Here is a 16,009-nt window from a genome sequence, read left to right as displayed (position 1 = left end):
ATCCAGCCGCGGAATAAAGGGTTCCTGTCCCCTTATGAGGGATCGTTTCACCCGTATGGATTAAAAGTGCTCAAGGTTCCAGAACGGGCACTCCGCAGCCGCCTACGGTCGCACGGGTGATGAGCAGCAGTCCGGAGACCACGACCCGCACGGCCGGCGCGCACCGGGCGCACCGCGAGGCCCGTGAGACACGTGAAGCGCGGGAAGCGCGGCGCGCGGAGCGGGAGGCACGCGACCGTGCCGCCGCGCGCACCGTCGCCCAGCGCACGCCGGCGCGCTACGAGGCGTACCTGGACGGCCTGTTCACCTACTGCCTGTCGGTCCTGTGCGACCACGACACGGCCACCGCCGCGCTCGGTGACGTCCTCGCCCTGGCCGAGCGGCGTGCCCACCGGGTCCCGGTGGCCGCCGCGGACCGCAGGGCCTGGCTGTACGCGCTGGCCCGCTGGGCCTGTCTGCGGAAACTGGCCGAGGCCAAGCAGAAACGTCAGGCCACGCACGCGGCGGGCCGCGGCGCGGCCGGGAAGGCGGTCCCGGACCCGCCCGTCGCGCCGGACGTCCAGGAGGAGCGGCGCCGCGAACTCGCCCTGCTGGCCTGGCCGGAGGCCGCCGGTACGACGCCCGAGCAGCGCGAGGCGCTGGAGCTCGCCGTACGGCACCACCTCGCCGCCCACGAGGTCGCCGCCGTCCTCGGTATGGAACCCGCCGCCGCGCGCGAGCTGCTCGCCTCCGCCGCCTGCGAGGTGGAACGCACCCGCGCGGCCCTCGCCGTGGTCCACACCGGCGGCTGTCCGAGCGTGGCCCACCTCACCGGCGACAGCCGGCTGGTCCTCAGCACGGCCCTGCGCCGCGAGCTGGTCCGGCACGTCGACGACTGCCCGCGCTGCCGGCGCACCGCCGAGCGCGCCGTCTCCGGGCACTGGCCCGGCGCCACGGTCACCCCCGCCGAGCTGCCCGTCCTGGAGGCCCCGCGCGCGGAGCTGCACATGGCCCTGGCCCACCACCCGCGCGCGCGGGGCGTGGCCGTGCCCCGCTTCGACCGGCGCGGCTTCCCGATGGACCCTAAGGACCGCGCGGCCCGCCGCGACCGGATCCGCGCGCGGGCCGTCACGACCACGGTGGTCGCCACGGTGGTCGCCGCGCCGGTGCTCGCGCTGTGGGCCGCCTACCGGGGCGGGCCGGCCGGGGACGACGGCCACGCCGCGACCGCGCGCGAGGCGCAGGGACCCGACGCGCTGGGCGGCGATACGGCCGGGGGCTACGAGAACGCGGGGAACGCCAGCGTGAAGCCGGGCGCCCGGATCGGCAAGGACGGCAAGGCGGACGTCTCGGTGGAGGTCGTCAGCGTCGGCGGGAGGGGCGGGCAGGGGGCCGGGCAGCTGGCCGTCGGCGCCGGCAGCGACGGCGACACCACGCTGATCACCCTCACGGCGTCCGGGGCGGCCGAGGTCCGCTGGTCGGCGTCCACACCGGCCGCCTGGCTGTACTTCAGCCAGTCCTCGGGAACCCTCCAGCCCGGGCAGACGTTGACGGTCAAGGTGTACGTCGACCATCTGCGCGAGCCGTCCGGCCACTGGCACGCACGGGTGGCGGTGGCCCCGGCGGGCGCGGTGGTCAGCATCGACGGCTACGGCACGGCCCCCGCCCGCCCCACCTCCCGACCGACCTCCCCACCCCCGTCGGCCCCGCCGAGCACACCCCCCACGGACCCCCCGACGACCCAGTCCCCGCCGCCCACGGAGCCCACTGCGCTCCCGAGCACCCCGTCCCCCACGGACTCCGAGTCCCCCACCCCGACCCCGACCGCCACCGACACCCCGAGCCCGTCGGACACGTAGGCCCTGCTCACCAGGGAGCGCGGGGCGGCCGGGGGCTGGTCAGGGTGCGGGGTCGGCCGGGTGCGGGGCGACGAGGGGGAGCTGGGACGCCAGGCGCTGTTCGCAGAGCTCGACCAGGCGGTCGTAGCCGGCCTTGCCCATCAGTTCCGTCAGCTCGGCCCGGTAGGAGACGTACACCGGCTCACCCGCGCCGTGTGCCGACGTCGCCGACGTGCACCACCAGTGCAGGTCGTGGCCGCCCGGTCCCCAGCCCCGGCGGTCGTACTCCCCGATGGACACCTGCAGTACGCGGGTGTCGTCGGGCCGGTCGATCCAGTCGTACGTCCGCCGGATCGGCAGTTGCCAGCACACGTCCGGCTTGGTCTCCAGCGGCTCCCGCCCCTCCTTCAGCGCCAGGATGTGCAGCGAGCAGCCCGCCCCGCCGGCGAACCCCGGCCGGTTCTGGAAGATGCAGGACCCCTGGAAGGGCCGCGTCTGCCGGGAGCCGTCCCCGTCCTCGGAGACCCACCCGTTGCGCGTGCCCTCGCCGTGGTGCTGCCAGATCTCCGGCGTGAGCCGGGCCACGTGCTCGGCGACCCGCTTCTCGTCGTCCTCGTCGGAGAAGTGCGCCCCCAGCGTGCAGCACCCGTCGTCCGCGCGCCCCGCCTGAATGCCCTGGCAGCCACTGCCGAAGATGCAGTTCCAGCGAGAGGTCAGCCATGTCAGATCGCAGCGGAACACCTGCTCGTCGTCCGCCGGATCGGGAAACTCCACCCAGGCGCGGGCGAAGTCGAGCCCCTTCTCGTCGCTCATCTTCGCCTCCTTGGGGGCTTTGGCGGCCTTATGAGCTTTGCCCGCCTTGTCGGACTTGCCGTCCTTCGCCTTTTTCGTCTTTGGCACCTGTCCAGGGTAAGTGGCCCGGCGCCGCTCCGGGGACCGAGCACGGACGTTCTGGCAGTAGCGTTCCGTACATGAGACTCGGTGTCCTGGACGTGGGTTCGAACACGGTGCATCTGCTGGTGGTGGACGCCCACCCCGGCGCGCGCCCGCTGCCCGCGCATTCGCACAAGGTCGAACTTCGGCTCGCCCAGCTGCTCGACGACAGCGGTGCCATCGGCGACGAAGGCATCGACAAGCTGATCGCCGTCGTACAGGACGCCCTCCAGGCCGCCGAGGACAAGGGCGTCGAGGACCTGCTGCCGTTCGCGACCTCCGCCGTCCGCGAGGCCACCAACGCCGACGACGTCCTCGCGCGCGTGGCCGAGGAGACCGGCGTACGGCTCCAGGTGCTCGCCGGCGAGGAGGAGGCCCGGCTCACCTTCCTCGCCGTCCGCCGCTGGTTCGGCTGGTCCGCCGGAAAGCTGCTGGTCCTGGACATCGGCGGCGGCTCCCTGGAGATCGCCTACGGCATGGACGAGGAACCGGACGCGGCGGTCTCCCTGCCGCTCGGCGCCGGCCGCCTCACCGCCGGCTGGCTGCCCGGCGACCCGCCTGCCCCGGAGGACGTCCGCGCCCTGCGCCGGCACGTCCGCACGGAGATCGCCCGCACGGTCGGCGAGTTCAGCCGCATCGGCGCCCCCGACCACGTGGTCGCCACCTCCAAGACCTTCAAGCAGCTCGCCCGCATCGCCGGCGCCGCCCGCAGCGCCGAGGGCCTCTACGTCCAGCGCGAACTCAAGCGCGAGTCCCTGGAGGCCTGGGTCCCGCGCCTGGCCGGCATGACGACCGACCAGCGTGCCGAACTCCCCGGCGTCTCGGACGGCAGGGCCGCCCAGCTCCTCGCCGGCGCCCTGGTGGCCGAGGGCGCGATGGACCTGTTCGGTGTGGAAAGCCTGGAGATATGCCCCTGGGCCCTGAGGGAGGGCGTGATCCTGCGGCGGCTGGATCACATGGGAAGCGATTAGCGCCCCGAAAGGGGCGCGGGGAACGGCGCGATCGACCACCACGCACCCGCGCCCGCCCGCATGGCAAACCTCACAACGGCGAATAGGCACCCAACACCCTCACCGCTCAACGCCGTATGGTGACGGACGTGGCTGAACCAACGGACGTGCGTATCGCGCTGTCGACCGCCTCCGTCTACCCGGAGTCGACGGCGACGGCCTTCGAGATCGCCGCGCGCCTCGGTTACGACGGCGTCGAGGTCATGGTCTGGACCGACCCGGTCAGCCAGGACATCGAGGCGCTGCGCCGCCTGTCGGACTACCACGGCGTCCCGATCCTGGCCGTCCACGCCCCCTGCCTGCTGATCACCCAGCGCGTCTGGTCCACCGACCCCTGGGTGAAGCTCCAGCGCGCCCGGGCGGCGGCCGAGAAGCTGGGCGCCTCCACCGTCGTCGTCCACCCGCCGTTCCGCTGGCAGCGGCAGTACGCCCGGGACTTCGTCGACGGGATCTGGCGGATGGCGAACGAGACGGACGTCCGGTTCGCCGTCGAGAACATGTACCCCTGGCGCTACCGCGACCGCGAGATGCTCGCCTACGCCCCCGACTGGGACGTCACCCGCGACGACTACCGGCACTTCACGATCGACCTCAGCCACACGGCGACGGCCCGCAGCGACGCCCTGGACATGGTCGACCGCATGGGGGACCGGCTCGGGCACGTCCACCTCGCCGACGGCCGGGGCTCGGCCAAGGACGAGCACCTGGTCCCCGGCCGCGGCACCCAGCCCTGCGCCGAGCTGCTGGAGCGCCTGGTGCACACCGGCTTCGACGGCCATGTCGTGATCGAGGTCAACACCCGGCGGGCGATGTCCGGCGCCGAGCGCGAGGCCGACCTCGCCGAGGCCCTGGAGTTCACGCGCAAGCACCTGACCGCGGCGGCCGTGCGGGTGTCCCGCCGGTGACCGGCACCCCGCCGGCGAACGACCCCTCGCCCGAGCCCCCCGCCCGCCGCCGCGGCCGCCCCCCGCGCACCGAGTCCGCCGGCACCCGGGACCGCATCCTCACCGCCGCCCGCGAGGAGTTCTCCGCACGCGGGTACGAGAAGACGTCCGTACGCGGCATCGCCAAGGCGGCCGGTGTGGACTCCGCGCTCGTCCACCACTACTTCGGCACCAAGGAACAGGTCTTCGAGGCGGCCATCGAGGTCGCCTTCGCGCCCGCGCTGAACGCGCCGGACGCGGCCGCCGAGGGCCCCCTGGACGGCGTCGGCGAGCGGCTGACCCGGTTCATCTTCGGCATCTGGGAGAACCCCACGACCCGTACCCCGCTGCTGGCGATCGTGCGCTCGGCCGTCAACAACGACACGGCCGCCGCCGTCTTCCGCCGCCTGGTCGCCGCCCAGCTGCTGCGCCGCATCGCCGCCCAGCTGGACCTGCCGGACGCCGAGCTGCGGGCCGAGCTGGCGGCCGCCCAGCTCGTGGGGTGCGCCATGCTGCGGTACGTGATCAAGGTGGAGCCGCTGGCGTCGGCGGACCTGGAGCAGATCATCGCCCGGGTGGCCCCCGTCGTACAGGGGCACCTGACGGCTCCGTGAAACGGGCGTCCCGCAATTCGGACACCTTGTCCCGCCCACTGGATGACCGGCGTACGCTCGATAGCAGCCACATCCGTCTGAAGGAGCGAGCGACGATGCCCGAGCTGAGGTCCCGCACAGTCACCCACGGCCGCAACATGGCGGGCGCCCGCGCCCTTATGCGCGCCTCCGGTGTACCCGGTGCGGACATCGGCCGGAAGCCGATCATCGCGGTCGCGAACTCCTTCACCGAGTTCGTGCCGGGCCACACCCACCTCCAGCCGGTCGGCCGGATCGTCAGCGAGGCGATCAGGGAGGCGGGCGGCATCCCGCGCGAGTTCAACACGATCGCCGTCGACGACGGCATCGCCATGGGACACGGCGGCATGCTGTACTCCCTGCCCTCCCGCGACCTGATCGCGGACTCGGTCGAGTACATGGTCGAGGCGCACTGCGCCGACGCCCTGGTCTGCATCTCCAACTGCGACAAGATCACCCCGGGCATGCTCATGGCGGCCCTGCGCCTGAACATCCCGACGGTGTTCGTCTCCGGCGGCCCCATGGAGTCCGGCCGCGCCACCCTCGTGGACGGCACGGTCCGCACCCTCGACCTGGTCGACGCGATCTCCGACGCCGTCAACGACAAGATCTCCGACGAGGACATCCTCCGGATCGAGGAGAACGCCTGCCCGACCTGCGGCAGCTGTTCCGGCATGTTCACCGCCAACTCGATGAACTGCCTGACCGAGGCCATCGGCCTGTCCCTGCCCGGCAACGGCTCGGTCCTCGCCACCCACACCGCCCGCCGCGCCCTGTACGAGAACGCGGCGCGCACGGTCATGGACCTCACCCGCCGCTACTACGAGCAGGACGACGACACCGTCCTGCCCCGCAACATCGCCACCTTCCAGGCCTTCGAGAACGCCATGGCCCTGGACATCGCGATGGGCGGCTCCACCAACACGATCCTGCACCTGCTGGCCGCCGCCCAGGAGGCCGGCGTCCCGTTCGGCCTGGACGAGATCGACGCCGTCTCCCGCCGCGTGCCCTGCCTGGCGAAGGTGGCGCCCAACGTCGCCAAGAACCGCACGTACTACATGGAGGACGTGCACCGCGCCGGCGGCATCCCCGCCCTCCTCGGCGAACTGCACCGCGCCGGCCTGCTCAACGAGGACGTGCACGCCGTGCACAGCCCCTCCCTCTCCGACTGGCTGAAGACCTGGGACGTGCGCGGCGGCTCCCCGTCCCCGGAGGCGGTCGAGCTGTGGCACGCGGCCCCCGGCTGCGTCCGCTCCGCCGAGGCCTTCTCCCAGTCCGAGCGCTGGGAGTCCCTGGACGACGACGCCGAGAACGGCTGCATCCGCTCCGCCGAGCACGCGTACTCCAAGGACGGCGGCCTGGCGGTCCTGCGCGGCAACCTCGCCGTCGACGGCTGCGTGGTCAAGACGGCCGGCGTCGACGAGTCGATCTGGACCTTCGAGGGTCCGGCGGTCGTCTGCGAGTCCCAGGAGGAGGCCGTCCAGCGGATCCTCACCCAGGAGGTCAAGGACGGCGACGTCGTCGTCATCCGCTACGAGGGCCCCAAGGGCGGCCCCGGCATGCAGGAGATGCTGTACCCGACCTCGTACCTGAAGGGCCGCGGCCTCGGCAAGTCCTGCGCCCTGATCACCGACGGCCGCTTCTCCGGCGGCACCTCGGGCCTGTCCATCGGCCACGCCTCCCCCGAGGCGGCCTCCGGCGGCACCATCGCCCTGGTCCAGGACGGCGACCGCATCCGCATCGACATCCCGGGCCGCACCATCGAGCTGCTGGTCGACGAGGCCGAACTGGCCCGCCGCGCCCAGGCCCTGAACGGCGTGTACGCCCCGAAGAACCGCGACCGCAAGGTCTCCGCCGCCCTGCGCGCCTACGCGGCGATGGCGACGAGCGCCGACAGGGGCGCGGTGCGCGACGTGTCCCGGCTGGGCTGACCGGTCGCAGCAGGGGTCGCCTTGTGACGGGGGCGGCCCCTGCGTCCTGTCACCGGGAAGCGCCCCAGCCCGACGGCTTCAGGCCGTCCACGGCGAAGACCGTGCCGTCGGGCGCGGCGGCCAGGACGCGGTCGCCGACCGGCACCGGGGCGGGCGGGGTGCTCATGACCCGGGCGGAGTTCGCGCCCAGCCGCGCCGGTGTCTGCCCGACGAGCCGGCCCCTCCGGGCGTCCACAGCGAGCAGCCGGCCGTCGCTCGCGGTGACGTACACCCGGCCGCCCCGCACGACGGGCGCCGAACCGCGGCTCACCGACGTCTCCAGGCGCCACAGGTGCCTGCCCGACGCCACGTCCACGGCGTCCAGGGAGCCGCCGGTGGCCAGCACGTAGACGACGTCCCCGTGCACGGTGGCGTGCGCGCCGTCGAGCACGGCGGGCAGCGCGACGCGCCGGGTCGCGCCCGTCGCGGGGGTGTAGCGGACGATCTCCTTGGCGCCGTACGCGCTGTCCACCGCCAGGAAGAACACCGAACCGTCCCGTGCGGCGAACGGCTTGAGCCAGCCCCGCAGCCGTACGTCCCCCCGCACCCGGCCGGTTTGCGGGTCCACGGAGGTCACCTGGGTGCTGGTCCCGTCGGCGGACGTGCGCGTCGCCCAGGCCGCCGACTCGCCGGGGAACGCCACGAAGGCGGGCACGCCCCGCCCGGGCACGGCACTGCGCCAGCGCGTGGCGCCGGTCGCGCCGTCCACCCCGGTGAGCGTGCCGTCGGCACCCGCGAGCAGGGCCGTACCGCCGGCGTACCGCACCGTCGTCCCCGTGGGCAGCCGGCGCTGCCACACCTGCCTGCCGGTCGCCGGGTCGAGCCCCGCGAGCCGTGAACCGCCGTCCGTGTACGGCTGCACCAGCCCGCCGGAGACCGCCGGCGGCCCGCTCGTGGACGGGGTGGCGACCGAGCGCCGCCACAGCAGCCCGCCGTCGTCCGGCGAGAGCGCGAAGACGACACCGGGGCGCGCGCAGAGCACCTTTCCCGCCCCGTACGCGCAGTGCGCCATGCCCGCGCCGCCGACCGCCGGCCGGGCCGTCCACGTGCTGCCGGAAGCCGCCGTCAGGGTCGGCGCGCCCCCGCCCTCGGGTGCCTGATCGTTTCCGCTCGGCCCCCACACCGCGGTGAGCGCGCCGGCCAGCGCGAGCCCGAGGCCTCCGGCCGCCAGCGCCGCCACCCGTCCGCGGCCGAGGCGCCGCCCGGCGGGCCGGGGGCGCGAGGTGCCCGCGGACCGGGACTCCGGCGCGGCTTCCGGTGCGGGTCCGGGCGCGGACTCCGGTGCGGACCCGTCCTCACCCGTCCGCTGCGCCGGTATGAACGCCTGGGTGTCGTACGAGGCCGCCACCGAGCGCAGTTCCCGCATCAGCTCGTCCGGTGTGGGCCGGTCCGCCGGCTCCTTGGCCAGGCACCGCAGCACCAGCGGCGCGAGACCCTCCGGTACGCCCGTCAGATCGGGCTCGTCATGGACCACCTGGTAGGCGACGACGTACGGGCTGTCGGAGTCGAACGGCCCGCGCCCGGTGGAGGCGTGCACCATGACCGAGCCGAGCGCGAAGATGTCGGCGGCCGGACCCACCTCACGGGGGCGCCGGAACTGCTCGGGCGCCATGAACGGCGGTGTGCCGATCAACTTCCCCGTCTCTGTGCGCAGTTCGCTGTCCTTCGGCCGGGAGATGCCGAAGTCGATGACCTTCGGACCGTCCTCGGCGAGCAGCACGTTGCTGGGCTTCAGATCCCGGTGCACGACCCCGACGCGGTGGATGTCCCGCAGCGCCTCGGCGAGCCCCGCCATCAGCCGGCGCAGCTGCTCGGGCGCCATGGGGCCCTTCCGCTTCACCTGGTCGGAGAGGGTCGGACCGGGAATGAACAAGGTGGCCATCCAGGGCCGTTCGGCCTCCGGGTCGGCATCCACGACGGGCGCCGTGAAGGCACCGCTGACCCTGCGCGCGGCGGCCACCTCCTGCCGGAAGCGGCCCCTGAACTCGGGATCCCGGGCGAATTCGGCGTGTACGACCTTCACCGCGAGGCGCATCCCCGAGGTGCTCCGGGCGAGGTGGACGACCCCCATGCCACCGGACCCCAGACAGGACTCCAGCCGGTAGTGACCGGCGTATTCGGGAAGTTCCGCTTCCGCGCCCGCTCCACCGTTGCGCTGTGGCGACATGGACCACCCCCGTGCTCTTCGTCCGCGCGCGCGACGCACGGAGCCTAGTCGATGACTCGTACGGGACAGAGGCGGCTTGCTAGCGTCTGCGTGCGCGTCGCGCACACGCGTCGCGCGCTGAATGTCAGTGACACACGGGGGAGGACCACTCATGTCAGTCGACCGCGTACAGGAGACCGAGGGCATCGGCGAGGGCACGGCGGTACAGGCGGCGGCAGCCGTCCGCACCTACGCCGTCGCCCCCGGCGTCCGGCTGAACGTCCGCAGCGGCCCGGGCACCCAGTACAACCTGGTCCGCGTCCTGCCGGAGGGCGTCCGGGTGCCGATCTACTGCCAGACGCCCGGTACGACCGTGTCGGGCACCTACGGCACGACCAACATCTGGGACCTCATCGACAGCGGCGAGTACGTCTCCGACGCCTACATCAACACGGGCAGCGACGGCTACGTCGCCTCCCGCTGCGGCTGAACCCGACCTGACGGCCCGCCCCGCCGGGGAGTCACCCCGCCGGGACGGGCCGTTTCGGCTGCGTGGGGGTCCGTCCCGAGGGCGAGCAGGGCGGCCGGGGCTTGTGCCGGACGGGGCTCGTGCAGTCCGGGGCTCGTGCAGTCCGGGGCTCGTGCCGGCCGGTGAGCGCGCAGTCCGGGGCTCGTGTCGGCCGGTGAGCGCGCCGGTCGGTGAGCGTGCCGGTCGGGGTCCGGCCCGGTCGGGACCCGCTCCGGTCGGGACTCGTTCCGGTCGGGACTCGTTCCGGTCGGGGTCCGGCCTGATGTGTGGCCCGCTCCGGTCGGGACTCGTTCCGGTCGGGGTCCGGCCTGATGTGTGGCCCGCTCCGGCCGGGACCCGCCTCGGCCGGGGCCCGCCCCGCCCGGGGGCCCACCGACCGCCGGAGCCATAATCGTCCCGTGAGCGACGAAACCGGCACCCCGGACACCACGGCGGACTCCGCCGGCCGCGCGGGCCAGGGCGACGGCGTGGCCCAGGGCGGCGGCCCCCGCCCCGAACCCCTGCGCTTCTTCGGCACGTCCTGGGTGCACCACGACAACGGCTACGCGGCCCGCCGCGCCGGCGTCGCCGTCGGCTCCCTCGCCGCTGCCGCCGTCTCCTGCCTGGTGCTGCGCTTCGCCTACCAGGGCATCCGGATCGCCGAGACCGGCTCCTTCGTGACCGTGCTGGTCGTCGCCATGTTCGCGATCTGCAGCGCGCTCGCCTTCCGCAACACCTGGGAGGGCTTCGGCAAGCGCCACGACCCGCAGCGCCAGGCCAGCCTGCGCGGTCTGCTCGCCATCGGCTTCGTCGGCTCCCTCCTCGCCTACTTCTTCCGCTCCCTCACCGAGGCGCCCGGCGAGAAGCTGCACCGCGAGGAGTACGAGAAGGCCCGCGAGGCCCACGAACGCCGCACCACCCGCCGCACCGGCAACCCGTCCCGGAAGAAGCGCCGCCGGTAGCAGGCCGGAAACGGGTACGACAGGCGGGTGGCGGTGCCGTAGACAGGACCCCATGACCGCCAGCCAGCCGTCACCCGCCGACCCGCGCGCCCTCCACGCCGCCCGAGCCGGGTCGTTCGACTCCGCCGCCGCCCAGTACGCCGCGAACCGCCCCTCCTATCCACCCGCCCTCTTCGACGCCGTCGAGGAACTGACGGGCCGCCCCCTGTCCGGCGCCCGGACCGTGGACGTCGGCGCCGGTACCGGTATCGCCACCGCCCTCCTGCACGCCCGCAGCGCCGACGTCCTCGCCGTGGAACCCGGCGCGGGCATGGCCGCCGAGTTCCGCCGCGCGCTGCCCCGCGTCCCCCTCGTCCGCGGCGACGGCAACGCCCTGCCCGTCGCCGACGCCCACGCCGACCTCGTCACCTGCGCCCAGGCCTGGCACTGGACCGACCCGGCCCGCTCGGTGCCGGAGGCGCTGCGCGTGCTGCGCCCGGGCGGTGCGCTGGCCCTGTGGTGGAACACCACCCCCAGGGACGTCCGGTGGATCGCCGAGGCAGGCCGGCGCGTCGCCCGTTTCCTCGGCGCGGACGCCGCCGCCGAGGCGAGCAGGCCCGGCCGGCCCGACCAGCAGGCCGACCCCAGCGGGCGCCTGGACTTCGCCCGCCGCACGGTCCGCTGGAGCCGCCGCGTCCCGATCGACACCCACCTCGCCAACATCGGCAGCCACTCGGCGTTCCTCGTCACCCCCGCGGAACGCACGGCCGCCTTCCTGGAGGAGGAGCGCGCCCACCTCCTGGAGGTCTTCCCGGACGGCACGGTCGAGGAGACGTACGACGTCCTGCTCCTGGTCGCGCGCACCCCCTGAGACGACTCCTCACCCGCCCACCCCCTTGACGCCGTGACCTTTCCAACCCAATTATTCATCGCATGATGAATTATGCGACGGACCCACCACCCCAGTCACCGACCCCCGCCGTCCACGCCGACGACGTCACCGTCGTCCGCGGCCCCCGCACGGTCCTGCACCACCTCCGCTTCACCGTCCCCCGCGGCCAGATCACCGGCCTGCTCGGCCCCTCCGGCTGCGGCAAATCCACCCTCATGCGCTCGATCGTCGGCACCCAGGCCAAGGTCACCGGCACCCTGAACGTCCTCGGCCACCCGGCCGGCCACCCCACCCTGCGCAGCCGCGTCGGCTACGTCACCCAGGCCCCCTCCGTCTACGACGACCTCACCGTCCGGCAGAACCTCGACTACTTCGCCGCGATCCTCGACCCCGGCCGAGCCGCCGCCGAACGCCGCCACCAGCACGTCACCCGGGCCATCGCCGACGTCGACCTCACCCGCCACGCCGACGCCCTGGCCGGCAACCTCTCCGGCGGCCAGCGCGGCCGCGTCTCCCTGGCCGTCGCCCTCCTCGGCACCCCCGAACTCCTCGTCCTCGACGAGCCGACCGTCGGCCTCGACCCCGTCCTGCGCCGAGACCTGTGGAACCTCTTCCACGACCTCGCCACCACCCGAGGCACCACCCTCCTCGTCTCCTCCCACGTCATGGACGAGGCCGAGCGCTGCCACCGCCTCCTCCTCATGCGCGAGGGCGAGGTCCTCGCCGACGACACCCCGGACGCCCTGCGCACCCGCACCGGCACCGACACCATCGAGGCCGCCTTCCTCCACCTGGTCGACGAGGCCGCCGCGGGCCGCACGAAGGAGAGCACCCGATGAGTACGACGACCCCGGCGGCCCCCGCCACCGCCCCCGGCGCGCTCAACGCCTCCCGCACCACCGCCACCGCGGCCCGGGTGCTGCGCCAGCTCCGCCACGACCCGCGCACCATCGCGCTGATGATCCTCATCCCGTGCCTGATGCTGATCCTGCTGCGCTACGTCTTCGACGCGAGCCCCCGCACCTTCGACACCATCGGCGCCTCGCTGCTCGGCGTCTTCCCGCTGATCACGATGTTCCTGGTCACCTCCATCGCCACCCTGCGCGAACGCACCTCCGGCACCCTCGAACGCCTCCTCGCCATGCCTCTCGGCAAGGCCGACCTCATCGCCGGCTACGCCCTGGCCTTCGGCGCCCTCGCCATCGTCCAGTCCGCCCTCGCCACCGGACTCGCGGTCTGGCTCCTCGGCCTCGACGTCACCGGCTCCCCCTGGCTGCTCCTCCTCGTCGCCCTCCTCGACGCCCTGCTCGGCACGGCCCTCGGCCTCTTCGTCTCGGCCTTCGCGGCCTCCGAATTCCAGGCGGTCCAGTTCATGCCCGCGGTGATCTTTCCCCAGCTCCTCCTCTGCGGCCTGTTCACCCCCCGCTCCGACATGCACCCCGTGCTGGAGGCCCTCTCCGACGTCCTGCCGATGTCGTACGCCGTCGACGGCATGAACGAGGTCCTGCACCACGGCGACATCACCGCGACCTTCGTCAGGGACGTCCTGATCGTGGCCGGCTGCGCGGTCCTCGTCCTGGGCCTGGGAGCGGCGACGCTCCGACGGCGCACGGCCTAGCCACAACCCCGCCCCGGCCGCCCCCGGCCCCGTTCCGCCCACCGGACAGCGGACCCGCGCCACCCCACCCCGGTGCCAGACTGAACCGCATGAGCCAGAAAGTCGCAGTCCTCGGCACCGGCAAGATCGGCGAAGCCCTGCTCAGCGGAATGATCCGGGCCGGCTGGTCCCCCGCCGACCTCCTGGTCACCGCCCGCCGCCCCGAACGCGCCGAGGAACTCCGCACCCGCTACGGAGTCACCCCGGTCGGCAACACCGAGGCCGCCAAGACCGCCGACACCCTGATCCTCACGGTCAAGCCGCAGGACATGGGCACCCTCCTGGACGAACTCGCCCCGCACGTCCCCGCCGACCGGCTGATCATCAGCGGCGCCGCCGGTATCCCCACCTCCTTCTTCGAGGAGCGCCTGGCAGCGGGCACCCCCGTCGTCCGTGTCATGACCAACACGCCCGCCCTCGTCGACGAGGCCATGTCGGTCATCTCCGCCGGCAGCCACGCCACCGAGGAACACCTCGCCCACGCCGAGGAGATCTTCGGCGGCGTCGGCAAGACCCTCCGCGTCCCCGAGAGCCAGCAGGACGCCTGCACCGCACTGTCCGGCTCCGGCCCGGCGTACTTCTTCTACCTGGTCGAAGCCATGACCGACGCGGGCATCCTGCTCGGCCTGCCCCGCGACAAGGCCCACGACCTCATCGTCCAGTCCGCGATCGGCGCCGCCGTGATGCTCCGTGACAGCGGCGAACACCCGGTCAAGCTCCGGGAGAACGTCACCTCCCCGGCCGGCACCACGATCAACGCCATCCGCGAACTGGAGAACCACGGCGTGCGAGCCGCCCTGATCGCCGCCCTCGAAGCCGCCCGCGACCGCAGCCGCGAACTCGCCTCCGGCAAGAAGGACTGACCCGGCCGGCCCCGCCCGAGCGCCGCCCGGCTAACGCGCGGCGCTCAGCGAAGGCTCCGCCACGGGCGGCAGCAGCCCGATCGCCCGGTAAGCCGTATCGACCGTCGGCCTGGCCAACGCCCGAGCCTTCTCCGCACCATCCCGCAGCACCCCCTCCACGTACACCGGATCGGCGCACAGCTCCCGGTGCCTGGCCTGCACCGGCCGCAGCACCTCCACCACCGCCTCCGCGGTGTCCTTCTTCAAAGAGCCGTACGAGTCGTAAACGTCCGCCAGTGACTCAGGGTTCCCGCCCGTGCACGCAGCGAGAATGTCGAGCAGATTCGCGACCCCCGGCCGCTCCGCCCGGTCGTAGACGACCTCCCGCCCGCTGTCGGTCACCGCCCGCAGCACCTTCTTGCGCACCACGTCCGGCTCGTCCAGCAGATAGACGACCCCCGCCCCCGAGTCGTCCGACTTCCCCATCTTCCGCGTCGGGTCCTGCAGGTTCATCACCCGCGCCGCCACCTGCGGCAGCGTCGTCCTCGGCACCACGAACGTGTGCCCGTACCGCTGGTTGAACCGCGCCGCGACATCCCGGGCCAGCTCCACGTGCTGCAACTGGTCCTCACCCACCGGCACCTCGTCCGTGCCGTACGCCAGGATGTCCGCCGCCATCAGGACCGGATACGTCAGCAGCGACAGCCGCACGCTCCCGCCGCGGTCCCGTTCCTTCGCGGCCTTCTCCTTGTACTGGATCATCCGCCGCATCTCCCCGTCGGTCGCCACGCACTCCAGCAGGTACGACAGCCGCGTGTGCTCGTCGACGTGGCTCTGCAGGAACACGGTGCACACCTCGGGGTCGAGCCCCGCCGCCAGCAGCAGCGTGGTCGTCTGCCGGCTGAGCCTGCGCACCCGCGCGGGATCGTGGTCCATGGTCAGCGCGTGCAGGTCCACCACGCAGAACAGCGAGTCGGCCCGGTGCTGGTCCACCTCTGCCCAGCGCCGCATGGCTCCCAGGTAGTTGCCCAGGGTCAGGTGCCCGGTCGGCTGAATCCCGCTGAAGACCCGAGTCATCTCCACTCCACCTTCTGGTCGGGACCGCCGCCCCTGCGGCCGGCCCCCGAGACCCGGAGGGAGATACGAGAACGGCCGCCGAAGCGGCGGCCGTTGAGTGCATACGTGCGTACGGCCGCCGTCAGGCGGCCCACCAGAGCTGGCTACACGTACGCGTCATCATGGCCTCCACAGTACGCCTCCGGGGTGCTCCTGGGGAGCGAGTTGACACACCCCGCGCCGCTCCGTAGTGTTCTCCGAGTTGTCCGACGTGAGCGCCGACTCCGGTCGGTCCCCGGACAGCCATTCCGCAAGCACCACCCACTCATTCGACGCTCCGGCGCCGACTGCTTTGGCGTGCGTATTTGCGAAATGAGGAATCCACGTTCGAAAGGACGCCGGCCCCCGATTAGCTCGGGAGCCAGGAATCCGCTAAAGTCTCACTCGTCGGAACGGCCCAACAGCCGGGAAGACAAACCCCGCTGACCGGGGATCAGACGCCGAAAGGATCTGATAGAGTCGGAACCGCCGGAAAGGGAAACGCGAGAGCGGGAACCTGGAAAGCACCGAGGAAATCGGATCGAGTGAAGATCTGATAGAGTCGGAAACGCAAGACCGAAGGGAAGCGCCCGGAGGAAAGCCCGAGAGGGTGAGTACAAAGGAAGCGACCGTTCCTTGAGAA

At 73.0% G+C, this 16,009-nt stretch carries 14 protein-coding genes; 11 read left to right on the top strand and 3 right to left on the bottom strand.

Going from position 1 to position 16,009, the window contains the following annotated elements:
• Positions 1-119: 119 nt before the first annotated feature.
• A complete protein-coding gene (locus tag ABZ923_RS26625; protein WP_361476191.1) occupies positions 120-1,838 on the top strand; it encodes a hypothetical protein in 1,719 nt (572 codons plus the stop codon).
• Between the two features lie 39 nt (positions 1,839-1,877).
• On the opposite strand, the gene ABZ923_RS26620 is transcribed toward ABZ923_RS26625, so the two are convergent.
• On the bottom strand, positions 1,878-2,717 hold the full coding sequence (locus tag ABZ923_RS26620) for a hypothetical protein (RefSeq protein ID WP_361476189.1): 840 nt from the start codon (positions 2,715-2,717) through the stop codon (positions 1,878-1,880).
• Between the two features lie 71 nt (positions 2,718-2,788).
• Between ABZ923_RS26620 and ABZ923_RS26615 the strand changes: the two genes are divergently transcribed.
• From ABZ923_RS26615 to ilvD, 4 genes are all read left to right on the top strand, one after another.
• On the top strand, positions 2,789-3,721 hold the full coding sequence (locus tag ABZ923_RS26615) for a Ppx/GppA phosphatase family protein (protein WP_361476187.1): 933 nt from the start codon (positions 2,789-2,791) through the stop codon (positions 3,719-3,721).
• A gap of 116 nt (positions 3,722-3,837) precedes the next feature.
• A complete protein-coding gene (locus ABZ923_RS26610; RefSeq protein WP_361476185.1) occupies positions 3,838-4,665 on the top strand; it encodes a sugar phosphate isomerase/epimerase in 828 nt (275 codons plus the stop codon).
• A complete protein-coding gene (locus ABZ923_RS26605; protein WP_361476183.1) occupies positions 4,662-5,297 on the top strand; it encodes a TetR family transcriptional regulator in 636 nt (211 codons plus the stop codon). The genes ABZ923_RS26610 and ABZ923_RS26605 overlap by 4 nt, the downstream gene beginning before the upstream one ends.
• A gap of 95 nt (positions 5,298-5,392) precedes the next feature.
• Entirely contained in the window at positions 5,393-7,246 is a 1,854-nt protein-coding gene (ilvD, locus tag ABZ923_RS26600) for a dihydroxy-acid dehydratase (RefSeq protein WP_361476181.1), read from the top strand.
• Between the two features lie 49 nt (positions 7,247-7,295).
• On the opposite strand, the gene ABZ923_RS26595 is transcribed toward ilvD, so the two are convergent.
• Positions 7,296-9,452: a serine/threonine-protein kinase gene (locus ABZ923_RS26595; RefSeq protein WP_361476179.1), complete on the bottom strand. Its 2,157-nt coding sequence runs from the start codon at positions 9,450-9,452 to the stop codon at positions 7,296-7,298.
• Positions 9,453-9,603: 151 nt separating this feature from the next.
• Here ABZ923_RS26595 and ABZ923_RS26590 point away from each other — a divergent pair, with 151 nt between their 5' ends.
• From ABZ923_RS26590 to proC, 6 genes are all read left to right on the top strand, one after another.
• A complete protein-coding gene (locus tag ABZ923_RS26590) occupies positions 9,604-9,921 on the top strand; it encodes an SH3 domain-containing protein (RefSeq protein ID WP_361476177.1) in 318 nt (105 codons plus the stop codon).
• Positions 9,922-10,358: 437 nt separating this feature from the next.
• On the top strand, positions 10,359-10,901 hold the full coding sequence (locus ABZ923_RS26585; protein ID WP_361476175.1) for an EamA/RhaT family transporter: 543 nt from the start codon (positions 10,359-10,361) through the stop codon (positions 10,899-10,901).
• Positions 10,902-10,953: 52 nt separating this feature from the next.
• Complete coding sequence (locus ABZ923_RS26580; protein WP_361476173.1) at positions 10,954-11,751, top strand: class I SAM-dependent methyltransferase; 798 nt, start codon at positions 10,954-10,956, stop codon at positions 11,749-11,751.
• A gap of 62 nt (positions 11,752-11,813) precedes the next feature.
• Positions 11,814-12,611 (top strand): ABC transporter ATP-binding protein, encoded by a 798-nt coding sequence (locus ABZ923_RS26575; RefSeq protein WP_361476171.1) that lies wholly within the window; start codon positions 11,814-11,816, stop codon positions 12,609-12,611.
• Positions 12,608-13,390, top strand: a complete 783-nt coding sequence (locus ABZ923_RS26570; protein WP_361476169.1) for an ABC transporter permease — start codon at positions 12,608-12,610, stop codon at positions 13,388-13,390. The genes ABZ923_RS26575 and ABZ923_RS26570 overlap by 4 nt, the downstream gene beginning before the upstream one ends.
• A gap of 89 nt (positions 13,391-13,479) precedes the next feature.
• The gene (gene proC, locus ABZ923_RS26565) at positions 13,480-14,292 is read left to right on the top strand and encodes a pyrroline-5-carboxylate reductase (protein ID WP_361476167.1); all 813 of its coding nucleotides are present in this window, start codon (positions 13,480-13,482) and stop codon (positions 14,290-14,292) included.
• A 30-nt stretch (positions 14,293-14,322) separates the two neighbouring features.
• Here proC and trpS read toward each other — a convergent pair whose 3' ends face one another.
• Positions 14,323-15,348 (bottom strand): tryptophan--tRNA ligase, encoded by a 1,026-nt coding sequence (trpS, locus tag ABZ923_RS26560; protein ID WP_361476165.1) that lies wholly within the window; start codon positions 15,346-15,348, stop codon positions 14,323-14,325.
• Between the last annotated feature and the right edge of the window lie 661 nt (positions 15,349-16,009).

This window comes from Streptomyces sp. NPDC046881 (genome assembly GCF_040645015.1).
Lineage (GTDB): Bacteria > Actinomycetota > Actinomycetes > Streptomycetales > Streptomycetaceae > Streptomyces.
The sequence above is the reverse complement of the archived record's forward strand: the minus strand, read 5'-3'. Positions and strand labels throughout refer to the sequence as shown.

Bases quoted from the DNA above. Each gene is read 5' to 3' on its own strand.
- ABZ923_RS26580 (WP_361476173.1), top strand. From the start codon at position 10,954: ATGACCGCCAGCCAGCCGTCACCCGCCGACCCGCGCGCCCTCCACGCC.
- ABZ923_RS26615 (WP_361476187.1), top strand. From the start codon at position 2,789: ATGAGACTCGGTGTCCTGGACGTGGGTTCGAACACGGTGCATCTGCTG.
- ABZ923_RS26610 (WP_361476185.1), top strand. From the start codon at position 3,838: ATGGTGACGGACGTGGCTGAACCAACGGACGTGCGTATCGCGCTGTCG.
- trpS (WP_361476165.1), bottom strand. From the start codon at position 15,348: ATGACTCGGGTCTTCAGCGGGATTCAGCCGACCGGGCACCTGACCCTG.
- ABZ923_RS26595 (WP_361476179.1), bottom strand. From the start codon at position 9,452: ATGTCGCCACAGCGCAACGGTGGAGCGGGCGCGGAAGCGGAACTTCCC.
- ABZ923_RS26570 (WP_361476169.1), top strand. From the start codon at position 12,608: ATGAGTACGACGACCCCGGCGGCCCCCGCCACCGCCCCCGGCGCGCTC.
- ilvD (WP_361476181.1), top strand. From the start codon at position 5,393: ATGCCCGAGCTGAGGTCCCGCACAGTCACCCACGGCCGCAACATGGCG.
- proC (WP_361476167.1), top strand. From the start codon at position 13,480: ATGAGCCAGAAAGTCGCAGTCCTCGGCACCGGCAAGATCGGCGAAGCC.
- ABZ923_RS26625 (WP_361476191.1), top strand. From the start codon at position 120: ATGAGCAGCAGTCCGGAGACCACGACCCGCACGGCCGGCGCGCACCGG.
- ABZ923_RS26590 (WP_361476177.1), top strand. From the start codon at position 9,604: ATGTCAGTCGACCGCGTACAGGAGACCGAGGGCATCGGCGAGGGCACG.
- ABZ923_RS26575 (WP_361476171.1), top strand. From the start codon at position 11,814: ATGATGAATTATGCGACGGACCCACCACCCCAGTCACCGACCCCCGCC.